This window comes from Burkholderia pyrrocinia, from assembly GCF_003330765.1.
GTDB lineage: Bacteria > Pseudomonadota > Gammaproteobacteria > Burkholderiales > Burkholderiaceae > Burkholderia > Burkholderia pyrrocinia_B.
The window spans coordinates 92,137-109,056 of sequence record NZ_CP024903.1; the positions used below are offsets into that span (position 1 = coordinate 92,137).

General features: G+C 66.3%; 16 protein-coding genes and 1 pseudogene. 9 read left to right on the forward strand and 8 right to left on the reverse strand.

What is annotated here, in order from left to right:
- Nucleotides 1–103 precede the first annotated feature (103 nt).
- Nucleotides 104–412: a DUF3817 domain-containing protein gene (locus CUJ89_RS18010; RefSeq protein WP_114178757.1), complete on the forward strand. Its 309-nt coding sequence runs from the start codon at nt 104–106 to the stop codon at nt 410–412.
- Nucleotides 409–810, forward strand: a complete 402-nt coding sequence (locus CUJ89_RS18015; RefSeq protein ID WP_114181431.1) for a CopD family protein — start codon at nt 409–411, stop codon at nt 808–810. Before CUJ89_RS18010 ends, CUJ89_RS18015 begins: the two co-directional genes overlap by 4 nt.
- Before the next feature lie 9 nt (nt 811–819).
- On the opposite strand, the gene CUJ89_RS18020 is transcribed toward CUJ89_RS18015, so the two are convergent.
- The 3 genes from CUJ89_RS18020 to CUJ89_RS18030 form a co-directional block, all read right to left on the reverse strand.
- A complete protein-coding gene (locus CUJ89_RS18020) occupies nt 820–1,413 on the reverse strand; it encodes a hypothetical protein (RefSeq protein WP_114178759.1) in 594 nt (197 codons plus the stop codon).
- A gap of 203 nt (nt 1,414–1,616) precedes the next feature.
- Nucleotides 1,617–3,005, reverse strand: coding sequence for an NCS2 family permease (locus tag CUJ89_RS18025; protein ID WP_114178761.1), 1,389 nt, complete (start codon nt 3,003–3,005; stop codon nt 1,617–1,619).
- A gap of 530 nt (nt 3,006–3,535) precedes the next feature.
- Entirely contained in the window at nt 3,536–4,213 is a 678-nt protein-coding gene (locus tag CUJ89_RS18030) for a TetR family transcriptional regulator (RefSeq protein ID WP_114178763.1), read from the reverse strand.
- Nucleotides 4,214–4,261: 48 nt separating this feature from the next.
- Between CUJ89_RS18030 and CUJ89_RS18035 the strand changes: the two genes are divergently transcribed.
- Entirely contained in the window at nt 4,262–4,927 is a 666-nt protein-coding gene (locus tag CUJ89_RS18035) for an O-methyltransferase (RefSeq protein WP_114178765.1), read from the forward strand.
- Between the two features lie 137 nt (nt 4,928–5,064).
- On the opposite strand, the gene CUJ89_RS18040 is transcribed toward CUJ89_RS18035, so the two are convergent.
- The gene (locus CUJ89_RS18040) at nt 5,065–5,583 is read right to left on the reverse strand and encodes a DUF3455 domain-containing protein (RefSeq protein ID WP_114178767.1); all 519 of its coding nucleotides are present in this window, start codon (nt 5,581–5,583) and stop codon (nt 5,065–5,067) included.
- Nucleotides 5,584–5,754: 171 nt separating this feature from the next.
- On the reverse strand, nt 5,755–6,561 hold the full coding sequence (gene dkgB / locus CUJ89_RS18045) for a 2,5-didehydrogluconate reductase DkgB (protein ID WP_114178768.1): 807 nt from the start codon (nt 6,559–6,561) through the stop codon (nt 5,755–5,757).
- 222 nt (nt 6,562–6,783) lie between these two features.
- On the opposite strand from dkgB, the gene CUJ89_RS18050 reads away from it, so the two are divergent.
- Nucleotides 6,784–7,725, forward strand: coding sequence for a LysR family transcriptional regulator (locus CUJ89_RS18050; RefSeq protein ID WP_114178770.1), 942 nt, complete (start codon nt 6,784–6,786; stop codon nt 7,723–7,725).
- Between the two features lie 84 nt (nt 7,726–7,809).
- Here CUJ89_RS18050 and zwf read toward each other — a convergent pair whose 3' ends face one another.
- Nucleotides 7,810–9,285, reverse strand: coding sequence for a glucose-6-phosphate dehydrogenase (gene zwf / locus CUJ89_RS18055; protein WP_114178772.1), 1,476 nt, complete (start codon nt 9,283–9,285; stop codon nt 7,810–7,812).
- A 202-nt stretch (nt 9,286–9,487) separates the two neighbouring features.
- On the opposite strand from zwf, the gene CUJ89_RS18060 reads away from it, so the two are divergent.
- The 4 genes from CUJ89_RS18060 (at nt 9,488) to CUJ89_RS18075 (ending at nt 13,905) form a co-directional block, all read left to right on the forward strand.
- Nucleotides 9,488–10,066 carry a TetR/AcrR family transcriptional regulator gene (locus CUJ89_RS18060; protein WP_114178774.1) on the forward strand — a complete coding sequence of 193 codons (579 nt, stop codon included), beginning with the start codon at nt 9,488–9,490 and terminating at the stop codon, nt 10,064–10,066.
- Nucleotides 10,067–10,254: 188 nt separating this feature from the next.
- Nucleotides 10,255–11,130 carry an SDR family NAD(P)-dependent oxidoreductase gene (locus CUJ89_RS18065; RefSeq protein WP_114178776.1) on the forward strand — a complete coding sequence of 292 codons (876 nt, stop codon included), beginning with the start codon at nt 10,255–10,257 and terminating at the stop codon, nt 11,128–11,130.
- A 199-nt stretch (nt 11,131–11,329) separates the two neighbouring features.
- Nucleotides 11,330–12,520, forward strand: coding sequence for a M20 aminoacylase family protein (locus tag CUJ89_RS18070; RefSeq protein WP_114178778.1), 1,191 nt, complete (start codon nt 11,330–11,332; stop codon nt 12,518–12,520).
- 53 nt (nt 12,521–12,573) lie between these two features.
- Nucleotides 12,574–13,905: an MFS transporter gene (locus CUJ89_RS18075; RefSeq protein WP_114178780.1), complete on the forward strand. Its 1,332-nt coding sequence runs from the start codon at nt 12,574–12,576 to the stop codon at nt 13,903–13,905.
- A 36-nt stretch (nt 13,906–13,941) separates the two neighbouring features.
- On the opposite strand, the pseudogene CUJ89_RS18080 reads toward CUJ89_RS18075, so the two are convergent.
- Nucleotides 13,942–14,115: pseudogene (locus CUJ89_RS18080) on the reverse strand (LysR family transcriptional regulator); the annotation flags it as partial.
- A 274-nt stretch (nt 14,116–14,389) separates the two neighbouring features.
- Complete coding sequence (locus CUJ89_RS18085; RefSeq protein WP_114178782.1) at nt 14,390–15,376, reverse strand: LysR family transcriptional regulator; 987 nt, start codon at nt 15,374–15,376, stop codon at nt 14,390–14,392.
- A gap of 140 nt (nt 15,377–15,516) precedes the next feature.
- On the opposite strand from CUJ89_RS18085, the gene CUJ89_RS18090 reads away from it, so the two are divergent.
- The gene (locus CUJ89_RS18090; RefSeq protein WP_114178784.1) at nt 15,517–16,836 is read left to right on the forward strand and encodes an MFS transporter; all 1,320 of its coding nucleotides are present in this window, start codon (nt 15,517–15,519) and stop codon (nt 16,834–16,836) included.
- The last annotated feature ends 84 nt before the right edge of the window (nt 16,837–16,920 follow it).

The following is a 16,920-nucleotide window of genomic DNA, read 5'->3' on the forward strand; positions in this document are numbered from 1 at the left end:
TTCGAGGTCTTGGCCAGAATCCGTTTAAAGCTGGCATTTTAGCCAATGGATCAGAGCGGCACCACACGCGACAATCGCCGCTGACCAATCTGGAGACCTGTCGATGAAGCAAGACGATCGCAATGCGTTGCGGAACCTGCAATACCTGTCGTTGCTGGAGGCGACCACGCTCGTCGTGCTGGTGTGCGTCGCCGTGCCGCTCAAGCATCTGGCCGGTTATCCCGTCGCGGTATCGATCATGGGCCCGATTCACGGCATCGCTTTCGCGATGTACGTGTGGGCGGTCGTCGGCACCGCGTCGAGCGGGCTGTGGAGCAAGGGCGAAGTCGTGCGGCTCGTGCTGTCGGCCGTCGTGCCGTTTGCGGGGCTGGCGAGCGCCGGATGGATCGCGCGCAGGAGGCATGCGCGATGATCTACCTGGTGCTCAAGGCCGTGCATGTCGTCGCCGTCGTCACGTTCGTCGGCGGGTTGCTGATGCTGTCCGTCGGCGTCCGTATCGCCAACCTCGCCGTGCATCGCGCGGTGCGGCGCTGGGATCGCGCGGTGACGGCGCCGGCGCTCGCGCTCGTCTGGATCACGGGAATCGCGATCGCGCTGAGCGGACACTGGTTCGGCGCGGCGTGGCTGTCGGTGAAGCTCGTGGTCGTCGTCGCGCTGTCGGCGCTGCACGGGATCCTGGCCGGCACGCTGCGGCGCATGGAGCGCGACGATCTCGTCGTCGTGCCGGCGCCATGGCTCGGGCACGCAACGGGCGCTGTCGTGGTCGCGACGGGGATCGTCGTCGCGCTGGTCGTGATCAAGCCGTTTTGATGCGTCGACCTACGCCAGTGCCATTTCGACCGCCGCCAGCGTGCGGCGCCGGATCCAGCCGCTCCCCAGCCGGATCGCGAGCCAATACGGCGTGAACAGCCACCGCGTCCGTGCGGTCGGGCAGTGGATGAAGGTTTCGGTGCGCAGGATATGCGTACCCGATGCCCGCCCCACGACCTCGAACCGGAGCACCAGCTTCGCGTCGCGCGGGTCGTCGTGCCGCACGAAGGCCGTTGCGTCGGCGATGGCGCGCACGTCGGGCGTCGGGCGCCAGAAGCGTCCGACGAGGCCGAGCGACAGCGACGTGTCGTCGCGATGGAGCAGCGTGAACGTGTCGAAGCCGAAGCGCGCGCGTTCGCTTCGGGCCGACCCGTTGCGGAGCGCGCCGACGACCGCCGCCGGGAATTCGCGCACCATGAGCAGTGCGTCGACGACCGGATCGGCGCGCATGTCGAGCGATGCGACGGCGTCGATGATGCGCGCGGGCGGCGCGCCGATCGGCTGCGATTCATGCACTTCGTGGAAGCCGAACGACGGAATGAACGGCGGCTTGCGCGCCGAGGTCCGGGTGCTCGATTCGGAGACGATGCCGAGCGCGTTCATGGCGGCTCCTGAAGGTAAACCGCGATCGTAGCACCGGGTGCGGATTCACGTCGCGCCGCTTCCGCGATGCGCGCCGCACCCGCAAAAAAAGCCTGGAAACTTGCGTTCCCAGGCTTGGAGACCATCAACGATGATGGTGGAGGAGACGTTGTCGTCCCGATGCGCGCCGCCCTTCTGCAGGCGACGTCGCGCATGACCCGCGGTCAGATCGCCCAGCCGCCGAGATAGAAGGTGACGAGTACGGCTGCGATGAGCACGGTGCCGACATTGAGCTTGCGGAATTCGCCGCTGGCAAGGCGGCCGATCACGAGCGTCGAGAAGCCGAGCATGATGCCCGTCACGATGTTCGCGGTCAGCACGATGAACACGGCGCACACGAGGCCCGACATCGCGTCGACCATGTCGTCCATGTGCAGCTTGCTCACGCTGCCGAGCATCAGCAGGCCGACGTACATCAGCGCGGGCGCCGTGGCGTACGACGGCACGAGGCCCGCGAGCGGCGAGAAGAACATCACGACGAGGAACAGCAGGCCGACCACGGCTGCCGCGAGGCCCGTCTTCGCGCCGGCGGCCACGCCGACGCTCGACTCGATGTAGGCCGCCGCCGGCGCGCCGCCGAGGAAACCGGAGAAGATCGAGCTGAGCGAATCGGCGGTCAGCGCGCGGCCGCCGTTGATGATGCGGCCGTTCTCGTCGAGCTGGCCGGCCTGCCCGGCGACCGCGCGGATCGTGCCGGTCGCGTCGAACACGGCGGTCATCACCAGCGCCAGCACGCTCGGCAGCACGGCCATCGACAGCGCGCCCTTGATGTCCATCGCGCCGATCAGCGACGCATGGCCCGGTGCGCTCAGCGACGGCAGCGCGAAGATGCCGTGGTACTTCACGGCCGGATCGAACACGAGGCCGAACAGCGAGATTGCGACCACGACGAGCAGGATGCCGCCCGGCACGCGACGCTTTTCGAGACCGAAGATCGCGGCGAGGCCGACGACCGACATGATGACCGGGAACGCGGTGATCTGGCCGAGCGAGACCGGCAGGCCGGCGCCCGGGTTCTTGATCACGAGGCCGACGTCGTTCGATGCGATCAGCAGCAGGAACAGGCCGATGCCGATACCCGTGCCGTGCGCGACGCCCGCGGGCAGGTTGCGCAGGATCCACGAGCGCACGCCGGTGACCGAGATGCCCGTGAACACGAGGCCCATCAGGAACACGGCGCCGAGCGCGACGGTCGGATGCAGCCCCTTGCCGAGCACGAGGCCGAACGCGGTGAACGCGGTCAGCGAGATTGCGCAGCCGATCGCGATCGGCAGCTTCGCCCACAGGCCCATCAACAACGAACCGAACGCGGTGGTGAGGCAGACCGCGACGAATACCGCGCTGGTGTCGAAGCCCGCCTTGCCGAACATGCCGGGCACGACGAACACCGAATAGACCATCGCGAGGAAGGTCGTAACACCGGCGACGATCTCGCGACGCTGCGTACTGCCGCGCGACGAAATGTCGAAGTACCGGTCGATGACTCCCTTGGTGCCAAAGTCCGTTTCTTCCGCGCCGACGCCGACCGTCGGCTGCACCGGGGTATCACTCATGAGCTTGCTCCTTTATCAGCATGCTGAAACGGCCCGTAGCGAACCGTCGTCAGGGTGTCTCGAATCTAGTTGGGATTATCGGCAACGTCGTGGGGACGAATGACGCGTGATCCGTGTCGTCCTGCGCGAATCGAAACGATCGCGAGTGTGTCGCGTCGTACGACGCGTTGTGTTGTCGACCCCGTCACGTGTGCTTTGCCGTAGCGAAGGTTAGGCGAACCGCTCATCACGTCCCATTGGGGGAAGAGCATGCAGCGCATGTCGCAGCGCTTATATCGGCGTGAAACGGGACTCCGTCGCGACGAAACGCGTGTATACGCCTAGTTCGAATTCGTTAAGGCGACTATTTGAATGCGGGGTCGGCAGGCAGGGCGGAAGCGGGTGATGCATCGAATATTACGAATTTCTTTCATTGCGGCTGTTGAGGCTGGTGGAAGCGGCTGTGCATGCGGTGATTCGCCGCCGCGCGCAACCTGCATTCGGACGGTACGGCGCGTTGCGCGTGTGCCGTTCGCGTGCTCGTCCCGGCTTCAATCGTGCGCGAGACGCTCGAGATACGCGCAGAACATGTCGGCCATGGCCGCCGAGTACGCGTCGATTTCTCCGGGCGTGCGCTCGCTTTCCGAAAACGCCTTGCCTGCCGTGGCGAGCGTCGTCGTGATCAGGTCGCACGCGAGTGCGCGCGTGGCGTCCGGCGTATCGGGCAGCGCCTCCCGCATGAACGTGTGGAAGATGCGGTTGCCCGCCGCCTTCGCTTCCTGCGCCTCGGGCGCGTCGCGATAGAGCGGCGCGGCGTCGTCGAGCGCGATGCGCATCCGCGCCTCGTCGCATTCCGAACGGATGAACGCGTGGACAGCCGTGCGCAGCCGTTCGGGCGGCGTTTTTTGCGCGTCCTCCAGCATTCCGCGCAGCATCTCGGCCGTCTGCCGCCATTCGTCGTGCTGGAGCCGGAACAGCACAGCCGCCTTGTTCGGGAAGTACTGGTAAAGCGAGCCGACACTCACGCCGGCCCGCTCGGCAACCCGCGCCATCGTGAAGCGCTGCGCGCCAACGCTTGCCAAAACCTGAACAGCGGCCTGCAGCACGTCCTCGACGAGACGGGTCGAGCGGGCCTGCCGAGACTGTTTGCGCGTGGCGATCCGGGCGTTTCGGCGGTCGGTCATGAGCGGTTTGCCAATGCGAATAGTAAAACCTGAATAGTTCGTCATATTCTAATCGGGTGCAACGACGCACTCAACCCGATACCGGAGATTCGCATGAGCACCCTGATTCTCGACCCGCTGGCTTCGCTGCTGGCGCGCCTGTTCGACGAAGCCGACGCATCGTCGCCCGCGACGAGCCCGGATTTCGCCGACCTGTCGCACGACGAGCATGCGCGGCTGATGCGCAGCAAGACCGACTACGCCGATTTCTATGCACGCCTGAAGGACTATCCACTTGCCGTGTCGCGCGAGACGGGCACGCTGCTGTACATGCTCGCGCGCAGCGGCGGCGCGCGGGCGATCGTCGAATTCGGCACGTCGTTCGGCATTTCGACGCTGCATCTCGCGGCCGCGCTGCGCGATAACGGCGGCGGCCGGTTGATCACGAGCGAGTTCGAGCCGTCGAAGGTCGTGCGCGCGCGGGCGAACCTGGCCGCGGCCGGGCTCGCCGATCTCGTGGAGATTCGCGAGGGCGATGCGCTGCGCACGCTGGCCGCCGATCTTCCGGAAACAGTCGATCTGCTGCTGCTCGACGGCGCGAAGGCGCTGTATCCCGAGATACTCGCGCGAGTCGAACCGCGGCTGCGGCCGGGCGCGTTCGTCGTTGCCGACAACGCGGAATACAGCCCCGACTACCTCGCTTACGTGCGCGCGCCGGAAAACGGCTACCTGTCGGTGCCGTTCGGCGGCGATGTCGAGCTGTCGATGCGGATCGGCTGAGCGCGTCGTAACCGGAACGATGGTGCGGATGATTTCACGTATCCGTGCCTAAAAAAAAGGATAACTGATCAATCGAAGCTTGATGACAAGTGCCGGGTGGAGCGCGGCGCTTCGGGCGCCGCACACGTCACCGCGCGTCACTTCAGGAATACATATCGCGCAAAGTACGGGAAGCGGCCGATCGCATGCTCGGTCGCGCACGTCGCGGCCGGTGGCATGCCGCCCGACGTGTCGAGCCGCTGCACGAAGCGCACGCCGGCCAGCGTGCCCGTTGCGGCCGGCGTCGCCGCGAGCAGCAGTTGCGCAATGCTGCCCGGGTGCGTGCTCGGCGCTTCCGCGAGTTTCTTGCCGGTAATGCGGCTGCCGTCGAGCGCTTCCCACGACGGCCCCGCGCCGTGCCGGACGACGAGCGTGCCGCCGGCGTCGAACAGCATCGCCTCCGGGCGCTGGAAGGCCCACGCGAGCCGATGTTCATTGTCGTATTCGCACGTGTAGATCTGCACGCCGGTCGCGGTGGTCGACAGCACGGGCGTCGCCGGCCCGGATGGCGCGAGGCCGGCTGCCTCGTCGGCGTACGCCGGCGCGGCACAGGTCGCGAATGAAAGGCCGGCCGCGATGGCCAGCAGCATGTCGCGTTTCAGGGAGCGGCTTGGCATGGCGGGGCGTCCTTTCAGGTCAGGTGACGGTCGTGCGGAGTCGATCCTGTAAACGCTAGACGCCGATTGCGCAGGCTGCAATTCGGAAATGACAATCGCGGCAATAGTTGCCGCGATTGTCGAGGGCACGGCCGGCTGGCCGCGAACGGGTCGATCGAGGGGGCGGTGCGCTTAGTCCCACTGCGGCGCGAGGCCGGCCGGGTCGACTTCGCGGCCGTTGCGTTCGAGCGCGGCGATCTGCGCCATGTCTGCGTCGGTCAGGCGCAGCGTCTGTGCGAGCAGGTTGCTCGCGAGGTTCTCGCGCTTCGTCGACGACGGAATCACCGAGTAGCCAAGCCGCAGCGCCCACGCGAGTGCGACCTGCGCGGGCGTCGCGTCGTGACGTTGCGCGATCGCGCCGATCACCGGATCGCCGAGCACCTTGCCGTACGCGAGCGTCATGTACGACGTCACGTGGATGCCTGCGCCGTTCAGGAACTCGACCAGCTTGCGGTTCTGCAGGTACGGGCTCAGTTCGATCTGGTTCGTTGCGATCGCATCCTTGCCGACGGCCGCGATCGCTTCCTTCGTCAGTTCGATGCTGAAGTTCGAGATGCCGATCTGGCGCGTCAGGCCCTTCGCCTTCGCGTCGGCGAGCGCGGTCATGAACGCGTCGATCGACACGCCGTTGCCCGGGGCCGGCCAGTGGATCAGCGTCAGGTCGACATGGTCGGTGCGCAGCTTGCGCAGGCTCTCTTCGAGGCTCGGCACGAGCTTTTCCGGCGCGTAGTTGTCGGCCCAGATCTTGGTGGTCAGGAACAGGTCGTCACGACGCACGCCCGATGCTGCGATCGCTTCGCCGACTTCGGCTTCGTTGCCGTAGATTTGCGCGGTGTCGATCGCGCGGTAGCCGGCTTCGAGGCCGTTGCGGACCGAGTCGATGACAACCTGGCCTTGCAGGCGGAAGGTGCCGAGGCCGAATGCAGGAATCTTGCTCATCGTGTGCTCCTGGGAATGAAGGGATCGGCGTGATCGTGAGACCGATTGTGGCCGTCGGAGCGGATGCGATAAACGCCATCACGAGACAAAAATAATTGAATTAAAATCAAGAATCGATGCATCGGACGACATTTCGATGAAACGAACGGGGCGTCGCACCGAGGCGTTGCTCTTGCGCGAAAACTGTCCTATAACCCGGAATGTCTTGATTCAGGGTCAACAATGAAAGTCACGCTCGACGAACTCCAGGCCTTTGCCGCCGTGGTCGACACCGGTTCGATTACCGCTGCCGCGCAGCAGCTCGACCTCACCGTGTCGGCGGCGAGCCGCACGCTCGCGCGGCTCGAGGAGAAGCTGAAGACCACGCTGCTGCGCCGGACCACGCGCCGGCTCGAACTGACCGAGGAGGGGCGCGCGTTCCTGCAAGACGCGCGCGCGATCATCGAATCGGTCGAGAACGCCGAGGAGCAGATGCTCGCGCGGCGCGAGATGCCGTCGGGGCGGCTGCGCGTCGATGCCGCGACGCCGTTCATGCTGCACGTGATCGTGCCGCTCGTGCGCGGCTATCGTGAGCGCTTCCCGAAGGTCGAGCTGGAACTGAACAGCAACGAAGGGATCATCGACTTGCTGGAGCGGCGCACCGACGTTGCGATCCGGATCGGCCGCCTGAAGGATTCGACGTTGCACAGCCGGAAGATCGGGACCAGCCGGCTGCGCATTCTGGCGAGTCCGGCGTATCTCGACGCGCACGGCCAGCCGCGCAAGGTCGACGATCTCGGCAAGCACACGCTGATCGGCTTCACGCAACCCGAATCGCTGAACGTATGGCCGGTGCTCGGCGCGGATAGCGAGCCGTACCGCATCGAGCCGGACATCTGGTCGTCGAATGGCGAGACCGTCAGGCAACTCGCGCTGGAAGGGGCGGGCATCGCGTGCCTGTCGGATTTCATGACCGCGCAGGATCGCGAAAGCGGGCGGCTCACGCAGCTGTTCGCTCGCCAGACGCTGGACGTGCAGCAGCCGATCCATGCCGTGTACTACCGGAACACCGCGATTTCGTCGCGGATCGCGTCGTTTGTCGACTACCTGATCGAGGTGCTGGGCGGCGGCAGCGGCAACGAGGCGCCGGCGCGGCGCAAGGCCGCGTGGATGGAGCCGCTGTAGCGGCGGCAGGCCTGTAGCGAAAGCGGGGCCGGCGCGCCCCGTGTGGCCCGGCGTGCCGCGCGGCGGCACGCCGTCGTGCTGCGGTTACGCCTCTTCGGGCCAGGACATGCCGTCGCGCGCGAGCAGCGCCGACGAGGCCGCGGGCCCGAACGTGCCGGCCGTGTACAGGCGCGGCCGGTCGCCGAGCTGCTTCCAGCCGTCGAGGATCGGCTCGACCCACGACCAGGCGGCTTCGAGCTCGTCGCGGCGCATGAAATGCGTGAGACGGCCGCGGATCACGTCGATCAGCAGCCGTTCGTACGCTTCCGCGCGCCGCTCCGGAATCGCCTGCTGCAGGTCGAGGTTCAGGCTCACGGGCACCATGTTCATCCCGCTGCCCGGTTCCTTCGCGAGCATCTGCAGCTGGATCGACTCTTCCGGCTGGAGCTGGATCACGAGGCGGTTGCTGTAGTGGCGCGGGCCGGTCGGGATGATCGAGAACGGCATGTCCGCGAACTCGATCACGATTTCCGACTGGCGGCGCTGCAGCCGCTTGCCCGTGCGCAGGAAGAACGGCACGTTCGCCCAGCGCCAGTTGTTGATGTGCGCGCGCAGCGCGACGAAGGTTTCCGCACGGCTGTCCGCCGGCACGTTGTCTTCCTCGAGATAGCCCTTGACCGGCTGGCCGTCGACCGCGCCGGCCGTGTACTGGCCGCGCACCGTATCGCGCGCGACGTCCGACAGCGCCATCGGCCGCAGCGAGCGCAGCACCTTCAGCTTCTCGTCGCGCACCGCGTCCGGGTCGAGCGACACGGGTGGCTCCATCGCGACGATGCACAGCAGCTGCAGCAGGTGGTTCTGCACCATGTCGCGCAGCGCGCCGGTATGGTCGTAGAAGCCCGCGCGGCTGCCGACGCCGACCGTCTCCGCCACCGTGATCTGCACGCTGCGGATGCTCGGCGCCTGCCACAGCGGCCCGAAGATCGGGTTGCCGAAGCGCAGCACCATCAGGTTCTGCACGGTTTCCTTGCCGAGATAGTGGTCGATCCGATAGATCTGCGATTCCTCGAAGTGCTTGCCGACCGCATCGTTGATCGCCTTCGCGGACGCGAGATCGTGGCCGAGCGGTTTTTCCAGCACGACGCGCGAGCGCGCATCGACGAGGTGCGCGGCCGACAGGTTGTCGCAGATGGTGGTGAACAGCTCCGGCGACGTCGACAGGTAGAACACATGGATCGCGTCGCCGCGCGCCGCTTCGGCGAGCCGTGCGTAGTCTTCCGGCGCGTTCACGTCGATCAGCACGTACTTGAACAGGTCGAGGAAACGGCTCCACGCGTCGGCGTTGAACGCCTTTTCGTCGATGAACGGGCGCGACTGCTCGTCCATGAACTTGCGATAGCCGTCGATGCCCCAGTCGCGGCGGCCGACGGCGATGATGCGCGTCTCGGGCGGAAGGTTGCAGTGCAGGTGCGCCATGTACAGCGCGGGCAACAGCTTGCGGGCGGCCAGGTCGCCGCCGCCGCCGAAGATGATCATGTCGACGGGCCGGTCGGCCGCGGTGTGGGTAGGCTGATTCGTCATGAGTGGTTCGCGGTTTGAAACGGGGAACGTGAAACGAACGTCGAAGGCATCGGGCGCCGGATCGCCGGCGCCGGTACGGCAAAACGATAATAGTGCACGGTTTTGATGGATTGCGTATGCGTTCCCCCAGGATGTAACAGGGCTTGCATTGCCTGGGCCGGCACGACTATGATTGAGCACTCACTCATTAAAGGAATCGAACGTGGCCCGACCGCGCAGTCCCGACAAGCACGAAGCCATCCTCGCCGCCGCGGCCCGTGCGCTCGCCGAGGACGGCGCGACCGCGACGACCGCGCGCATCGCGCGGCTCGCCGGCGTGGCGGAAGGCACGGTGTTCACCTATTTCGAGACCAAGGATGCATTGCTGAACGCGCTATACCTGAGCCTGAAGGCCGGGATGCGCGAAGCGATGATGGCCGGGTTTCCGGAGGGCGCGCCGGTCGAGCAGGCCGTGCGGCATGCGTGGAACGGCTATGTGTCGTGGGGTGTCGAGAATCCGGACGGGCGGCGTGCGCTGCAGCAACTCGGCGTGAGCGGGCGCATCGACGACGCGCATCGCGCAGCCGGCGCCGAAGGCTTCGGCGGGATCAGCGCGCTGCTGCGGCCGCAGGTCGCCGCGTCGGGCGGGCTGAAACTCGACGAAGCCCATGCGTTCTGCGCGGCGCTGTTTACGTCGATCGCGGAAACGGCGATGGAGTCGATCGCGCGCGATCCGGCGCGGGCCGATGCGTACCGGGAAGCCGGGTTTCGCGCGTTATGGGCGGTGCTGCACGCGGTGTGAGCGTGACGCGAACGATGTGACGGAAGGGTTGGCCGTCGTGACGGCATAGGTGGTGCGCGTGCCGCCCGACGGAAGGCAGGACGGTTTCAGGCAGGGCGAAGCATCGCGCGAATCATCGATGCATCGTTAATATTAATGAGTGAGTAATCATTCATTTTGGTGGTTTCATCTTTTCAAGGAGCAGGAAAATGTCGAAAGTCTGGCTGGTAACAGGGGCCGCACGCGGCCTGGGGCGAGCGATTTCGGAAGCCGTGCTGGCGGCGGGCGACCGGCTGGTGGCCGGCGCGCGCGATCCCGCGCGGCTGGCCGATCTCGCGGCGCGTTATGGCGACCGGCTGCTGCCGGTCGCGCTCGACGTCACCGACGAAGCGGCGGCCGCACAGGCCGTCGCGGCGGCGCGCGAAGCGTTCGGCCGCATCGACGTGCTGGTGAACAACGCGGGTTACGGCCATACGGCGCCGTTCGAACAGATGGACGCCGATGATTTCCGCGACCAGATCGAAACGAACCTGTTCGGCGTGATCAACCTGACGCGCGCGGTGCTGCCGACGATGCGTGCGCAGCGCGCGGGGCACATCTTCCAGGTGTCGTCGGTGGGCGGGCGCACGTCGACGCCCGGCCTGTCCGCGTATCAGGCAGCGAAGTGGGCGGTCGGCGGGTTCAGCGATGTGCTGTCGAAGGAGGTCGCGCCGTTCGGCGTGCGCGTCTGCACGCTCGAACCGGGCGGGATGCGCACCGAATGGGCCGCGCAGGCGAAGCGCGGCAGCGACGGCATGCTGCCCGACTATCAGCCGTCGGTCGGGAAGATTCTCGACCTGTTCGGCGCGTACGGTGGCCACGAGGTCGGCGATCCCGCACGGATCGCGAAGTTGATCGTCGAGCTGTCGCGGCGCGACGACGTGCCGATGCGCTTGCTGCTCGGCGGCGATGCGCTGTTCGTCTGCGAGCAGGCGGAGACACAGCGCGCGGAAGAGGCCGCGCGGTGGCGGGACGCGACGCTGTCCACGCAGTTTCCGGATGCGAAGCTGCCGGACGGGCTGGAAGCGTTGAAGGGAATCGAGTGAACGAACGCGGTCGTTCGTCGCCGCCGGCCATATACGCGGCGGCGACGGACCGCGTTCGGCCGCCCCGTACTAACCCTGATTAAAAAATCTTATCGCGGTGAAAAATTCCGCATCTTATTGAACCGATATCGGCTCGATATAGTGGCTCGCTTTCCCGCACGCGCCCCTGCGTGTGCAGACAAACAGCAGGAGCCCCTTGATGACCAGCGATACCCGATTCACCGAAATCGAGGATCTGATGCCCGCCGCCGGCGGGCTGCGCGAGATCCGTCACCACATCCATCACCATCCCGAACTCGCGTACGAGGAACACGACACGGCCGCGCTCGTCGCGGACAAGCTCGAGCAATGGGGCTGGCAGGTGACGCGCGGGGTCGGCAAGACGGGTGTCGTCGGCACGCTGCGCGCGGGCGACGGCACTCGCAGCATCGGCATTCGCGCCGACATGGATGCGCTGCCGATCGTCGAGGCGACGGGCCTGCCGTATGCGAGCGGCACGCACGGCAAGATGCATGCGTGCGGCCACGACGGCCACACGACGATGCTGCTCGGCGCCGCGCAGCATCTCGCGAAGACGCGCAACTTCTCCGGCACCGTGCACCTGTATTTCCAGCCGGCGGAAGAGCACGGCGTCGACAGCGGCGCGAAGAAGATGATCGACGACGGCCTGTTCGAACGCTTCCCGTGCGACGCCGTGTTCGGCATGCACAACCATCCGGGCGCGGCGCCCGGCGTATTCCTCACGCGGCGCGGCCCGTTCATGTCGGCCGGCGACAAGGCGATCATCACGATCGAAGGCGTCGGCGGCCACGCGGCACGGCCGCACCTGACGGTCGACCCCGTCGTCGTCGCGGCGAGCATCGTGATGGCGTTGCAGACGATCGTCGCGCGCAACGTCGACCCCGCGCAGCCGGCGGTCGTCACGGTCGGCTCGATGCACGCGGGCACCGCGAACAACGTGATTCCGAACGGTGCGCGCCTCGACCTCAGCGTGCGCTCGTTCAGCCCCGATGTGCGCGCGCTGCTCAAGCGCCGGATCGTCGAGCTGGCCGAAACGCAGGCCGCGAGCTACGGCGCGAGTGCGCACGTCGAGTACATCGAAGGCTACCCGGTCGTCGTCAATACGGATGCCGAAACGGATTTTGCCGCGCAGGTCGCGCGCGAGCTCGTGGGCGATACACACGTGGTCGAGCAGACCGACCAACTGATGGGCAGCGAGGATTTCGCGTTCATGCTGCAGCAGCGGCCGGGCTCGTTCGTGCGGCTCGGCAACGGCGACGGTGAGGACGGCTGCATGGTGCACAACCCGAAATACGACTTCAACGACCGCAACCTGCCGATCGGCGCGGCGTTCTGGACGCGTCTCGTGGAGCGTTACCTGGGGCAGTGATCGCGGTGGCGGGCGGCCGGCGCTTCCGGCCGTATTGAGAGGAGACTAAAACGATGCAGAAAGACCATCTCGCGCTGCACCCCGCCTCGACGGGGGCCGCCGAAACCAGCGCGCCCGGCGCGCCCGCGGTCACGCGACGCGGCGCGATCGCGGCGGCCGTGATCGGCAACTGGCTGGAATTCTTCGATTTCACCGTATACGGCTTCTTCGCGGTGCTGATCGGCAAGCTGTTCTTCCCGTCGAGCGACCCGACCACGTCGCTGCTGCTGTCGGTCGCGACGTTCGCCGCCGGCTTCTTCACGCGGCCGCTCGGCAGCGTCGTGCTCGGCGTCTACGCGGATCGCAAGGGGCGCAAGGCCGCGCTGAACCTGACGATCATGCTGATGGCGCTCGGCACGGGCCTGATCGCGATCGCGCCGACGTATGCGCAGGCCGGCGTGGCCGCGCCGCTGCTCGTCGTGTTCGCGCGGCTGATGCAGGGCTTCTCGCAGGGCGGCGAATTCGGCGCGGCGACGTCGACGCTGCTCGAGCAGGGCGACAAGTCGCGCCGCGCGTTCCGCGCGAGCTGGCAGCTCGCGACGCAGGGCGGCGCCGCTCTGATGGGCTCGGGTTTTGCGGCGCTGCTGTCGAACACGATGACGAAGGATGCGCTGGAAAGCTGGGGCTGGCGGTTACCGTTCCTCGTCGGCGTGCTGATCGCGCCGGTTGGCATGTATTTGCGCCGCCGGCTCGCGGACGATGCGCCCGGCGACAGCCATCACGCGATCGAACGCGGCGTGCTGCACGAGCTGTTCTCGAAGCACACGCGCACGGTGCTGCTGTTGATGCTCACGGTGATGGGCGGCACGGTGTCGACCTACATCCTGACCTTCTACATGCCGACCTACGCGATCCACTCGCTTGGCCTGCCGATGAAGCTGTCGATGTTCGTCGGGGTTGCGTCGGGCTGCGTGATGCTGGTCACGTGCCCGCTGTTCGGCTGGCTGTCGGACAAGCTCGGCAGCCGGCGCCTGCCGATCTTTGTCGGCCGCGGCGTGCTGGTCGCGCTGCTGTTCCCGGCGTTCTGGCTGATGAACCATCATCCGACGCTGTCGGTGATCCTGCCGCTGACCGCGCTGATGTTGCTGTTCTATTCGCTCGGCTCGGCGTCGGAAATGGCGCTGATGTGCGAGTCGCTGCCGCGCCACATGCGCGCGACGGGCATCTCGATTGCCTATGCGCTTGCGGTGACGATCTTCGGCGGCACGGCGCAACTCATCGCGACCTGGCTCGTGAAGACGACCGGCAGCAAGCTCGCGCCGGCTGGCTACGTGGCCACGTGCGTGGTGCTGTCGCTGATCGCGGTCGCGATGCTGCGCGAGACGGCGCGGGAATCGCTGGACTGACGCGCGGCGCAGCGGGCGGCAAGCGGCAATCGGCGATTACCGCCCGCGCACCATCCTCAGGTACGACGCGAGCATTGTCGCCAGCTCCTGCGCAGCCGGCGTCAGCGGCACGGCCGCGCGCAGCAGCAGGCATACGTCCTGCGAGTCGGTCTGCTCGCGCACGGGCACTTTCGCGAGCGCGCCGGCGAACGGCCCGTGTCGCGTGACGGCGACGGCTGGATGGGCGGTGCGTGCGCGACGAGCCTGACCCGTACGAAATCGGCGCGAAATTTCGTTTTCGTCAGATTGATCGGATTTCGCCGCGCAAATAAATTGTGCTGCTCGGAGCATTGCTTCGAGCTCCGTGAGAAGGGAGTTGCAAGTGAGTCAGAGCTTGCGGGCAGCGGTCGCTGCCCGCTTTTTTTGGGTTCATTGCGGATTGCCGGGCCGGGCCAGCCGACAAGCCACGGCCACCGATGCAAAGTTGCCTCGTCAGCGGAGGCTGTCATGGCCCGTCGTGTTTCCCGGCGGCGCGCTTGCCGGTCCTGCCGCGCGCCGTTGTCTTGCCCTTGCGCCCGCCCGCATTCGAGAACATCTTCATATCCCGAAGGATGCCGCGCAACAACGTATCGGCTGCTACCCCGAGTGTGCGTCCCGCCTTGACCAGCAGCCGCGCGTTGGCAGCCTCGAACAACGGATGCGCGATGGGCAGTGCGACGAGTTCACCTGTCTCCAGTTCATGATACGCAGCGAATGCGGCGAGCAGCGTGACACCGTTGTTGCGCTTGACGAAGTGGCGCAGCACGGCGAGCGAGTTGGTGGTAAGCGTCGGGTGGATCTGGATGTTCTCCGCGTAGGCGAGCATCTGCACGGCTTGTCCGAGGCCGAACGCGGGCGGCATCAGCGCGAGCGGATACCCGGTGAGTTCGTGTACCTCGACTGATCGGCCCCGCACGGCGAGCGGATGCCCGGCATGGACAAGCGCCACCACCGGCTGCGACGAGGTGGCGACGTACTCGATATCCGGATGCACCGGCGGGTTGTAAGCCAGGCCGATATGCGCGCGGCTCTCGGCCACTTCCAGGAGCACGTTGTTGACTGGCAGGATATCCACGGTGACGTCGAGCTTCGGATAGCGTGCGCAGAAATCGGCGAGCACCTCGTCCATCAGGCAGTCGACATAGCCTTCGCTGGTGGCGATGCGAATCTGGCCGTGTTGCAGCCCGTGCAGCGCCTGCAAGCGGTCTTCGAACAATTCCTGCTGGGAGCGGCAGCCGCGCCAGTATTCGAGCAGGTGCGCCGCAGCCTCGGTCGGCTGTACGCCGCGTGGCTGGCGCTCGAACAGCGGGGCGCCAATTTCTTCCTCGAGCAGCCGGATCTGCCGCGTGATGACGGACGGCGACGTGTTGATGCTGTCGGCCGCGCCGCGGATGGAGCCATGCGTCAGTACTTCATGGAAATAACGCAAGCGGCGCTGGTTCAGTTCGCGCATGGTGTCTGTCCGTCTGCATGTGAGTGTTGCCAAGTGAGCAACGATAACTCGCTTAAGTTGCTCTTGCTCCGTTTTTTCGTCTCCTCGACGATTTGAACATCGACGCGGGATTTGAAGCAATACGCCCTAAAGGAGAGCGCATGTCCGCCATTCCATCCCCCCAAGACCCGGTCGCGCCCGACAGCCCGGCCCGTCAGGCCCTGTACCGCAAACTGAACTGGCGCCTGCTGCCTTTCCTGCTGCTCTGCTATACGTTCGCCTATCTCGATCGCGTGAATATCGGGTTCGCGAAGCTCTCCATGCAGAGTGACCTGGGTTTCTCCGATGCGGTGTACGGGCTCGGCGCGGGCATTTTCTTTCTCGGCTACGTGCTGTTCGAGATTCCGAGCAACCTGCTGCTGCCGAGGATTGGTGCACGCAAGACCATCAGTCGGATCATGGTGCTATGGGGCCTGACCTCGGCGGGCATGATGTTCGTCCATGACGAGACCACGTTCTACGCGATGCGTTTCCTGCTCGGCGTGTTCGAGGCCGGCTTCGCACCCGGCATGATCTTCTACCTGACCTACTGGTACGGCCAGCGTCGCATGGCCAGCGTGATGGCGGTCGTCATGCTCGCCGGCCCGATCGGCGGCATCTTCGGGTCGCCGCTGTCGGCGTGGCTGATGACCGGGCTGTCCGGCGCCCACGGCCTGGCCGGCTGGCAGTGGATGTTCGTCGTCGAAGGCTTGCCGTGCGTGCTGTTCGGCGTGCTCGCACTCAAGGTGCTGTCCGACCGGCCGGCCGACGCGAAATGGCTGACCGACGACGAGAAGCGGATGCTCGCCGCCGACCTGCACACGCCCGGCGCGGGTCATCACTCATTTGCGCAAGTGGCGCGCGACCCGCGCGTGTACCTGCTGGCGTTTGCGTACTTCACGATTATCTGCGGCATCTACGCCGTGAGTTTCTGGCTGCCGTCGATCCTCAAGGCCGATGGTGTGACGGACACCATGCAGATCGGGCTTTACTCGATGATCCCGTACGTTTGCGCCGCGATCGCGATGGTCGTCATCGGTCGCAGTTCGGACCGCCGCGGCGAGCGCCGTCTCCACAGCGCGGTGCCCGCCCTGATCGGCGCGATTGCGCTGGCTGCGGCGACGGCCGCAAACGGCAATCTCGTCGTCTCACTGATCAGCATGACGATCGCCACGGCGATGATCTGGGCCGCCTACACGGTGTTCTGGGCAATTCCGTCGCAATACCTGAAGGGCGACGCCGCTGCAGGCGGCATCGCCCTGATCAATACGATCGGCCTGATCGGCGGCTTTCTGAGTCCGACCATCATCGGGGCGATCCGCTCGGCGACCGGCAGCATGGCAGCCGGACTGCTGGTCATGGTCGCGCTGCTGGTCGCGGGCGCCGCGGTACTCGTGGCGAACCGGCTTCCCGCGCCCCGCGACGCGTTGGCGACAGCCTGATATCGCGGGCCCGCAAGCATCTCGACACCCATCGCGGCGTTGTACTGCCGGCGCTGACGGTAGTACCGCCGGTGCATTGACCGC

Bases quoted from the DNA above. Each gene is read 5' to 3' on its own strand.
- CUJ89_RS18035 (WP_114178765.1), top strand. From the start codon at position 4,262: ATGAGCACCCTGATTCTCGACCCGCTGGCTTCGCTGCTGGCGCGCCTG.
- CUJ89_RS18020 (WP_114178759.1), bottom strand. From the start codon at position 1,413: ATGAACGCGCTCGGCATCGTCTCCGAATCGAGCACCCGGACCTCGGCG.
- CUJ89_RS18030 (WP_114178763.1), bottom strand. From the start codon at position 4,213: ATGACGAACTATTCAGGTTTTACTATTCGCATTGGCAAACCGCTCATG.
- CUJ89_RS18025 (WP_114178761.1), bottom strand. From the start codon at position 3,005: ATGAGTGATACCCCGGTGCAGCCGACGGTCGGCGTCGGCGCGGAAGAA.
- CUJ89_RS18040 (WP_114178767.1), bottom strand. From the start codon at position 5,583: ATGCCAAGCCGCTCCCTGAAACGCGACATGCTGCTGGCCATCGCGGCC.
- dkgB (WP_114178768.1), bottom strand. From the start codon at position 6,561: ATGAGCAAGATTCCTGCATTCGGCCTCGGCACCTTCCGCCTGCAAGGC.
- CUJ89_RS18010 (WP_114178757.1), top strand. From the start codon at position 104: ATGAAGCAAGACGATCGCAATGCGTTGCGGAACCTGCAATACCTGTCG.
- CUJ89_RS18015 (WP_114181431.1), top strand. From the start codon at position 409: ATGATCTACCTGGTGCTCAAGGCCGTGCATGTCGTCGCCGTCGTCACG.
- CUJ89_RS18050 (WP_114178770.1), top strand. From the start codon at position 6,784: ATGAAAGTCACGCTCGACGAACTCCAGGCCTTTGCCGCCGTGGTCGAC.
- CUJ89_RS18090 (WP_114178784.1), top strand. From the start codon at position 15,517: ATGTCCGCCATTCCATCCCCCCAAGACCCGGTCGCGCCCGACAGCCCG.
- CUJ89_RS18065 (WP_114178776.1), top strand. From the start codon at position 10,255: ATGTCGAAAGTCTGGCTGGTAACAGGGGCCGCACGCGGCCTGGGGCGA.
- CUJ89_RS18070 (WP_114178778.1), top strand. From the start codon at position 11,330: ATGACCAGCGATACCCGATTCACCGAAATCGAGGATCTGATGCCCGCC.
- CUJ89_RS18085 (WP_114178782.1), bottom strand. From the start codon at position 15,376: ATGCGCGAACTGAACCAGCGCCGCTTGCGTTATTTCCATGAAGTACTG.
- CUJ89_RS18075 (WP_114178780.1), top strand. From the start codon at position 12,574: ATGCAGAAAGACCATCTCGCGCTGCACCCCGCCTCGACGGGGGCCGCC.
- zwf (WP_114178772.1), bottom strand. From the start codon at position 9,285: ATGACGAATCAGCCTACCCACACCGCGGCCGACCGGCCCGTCGACATG.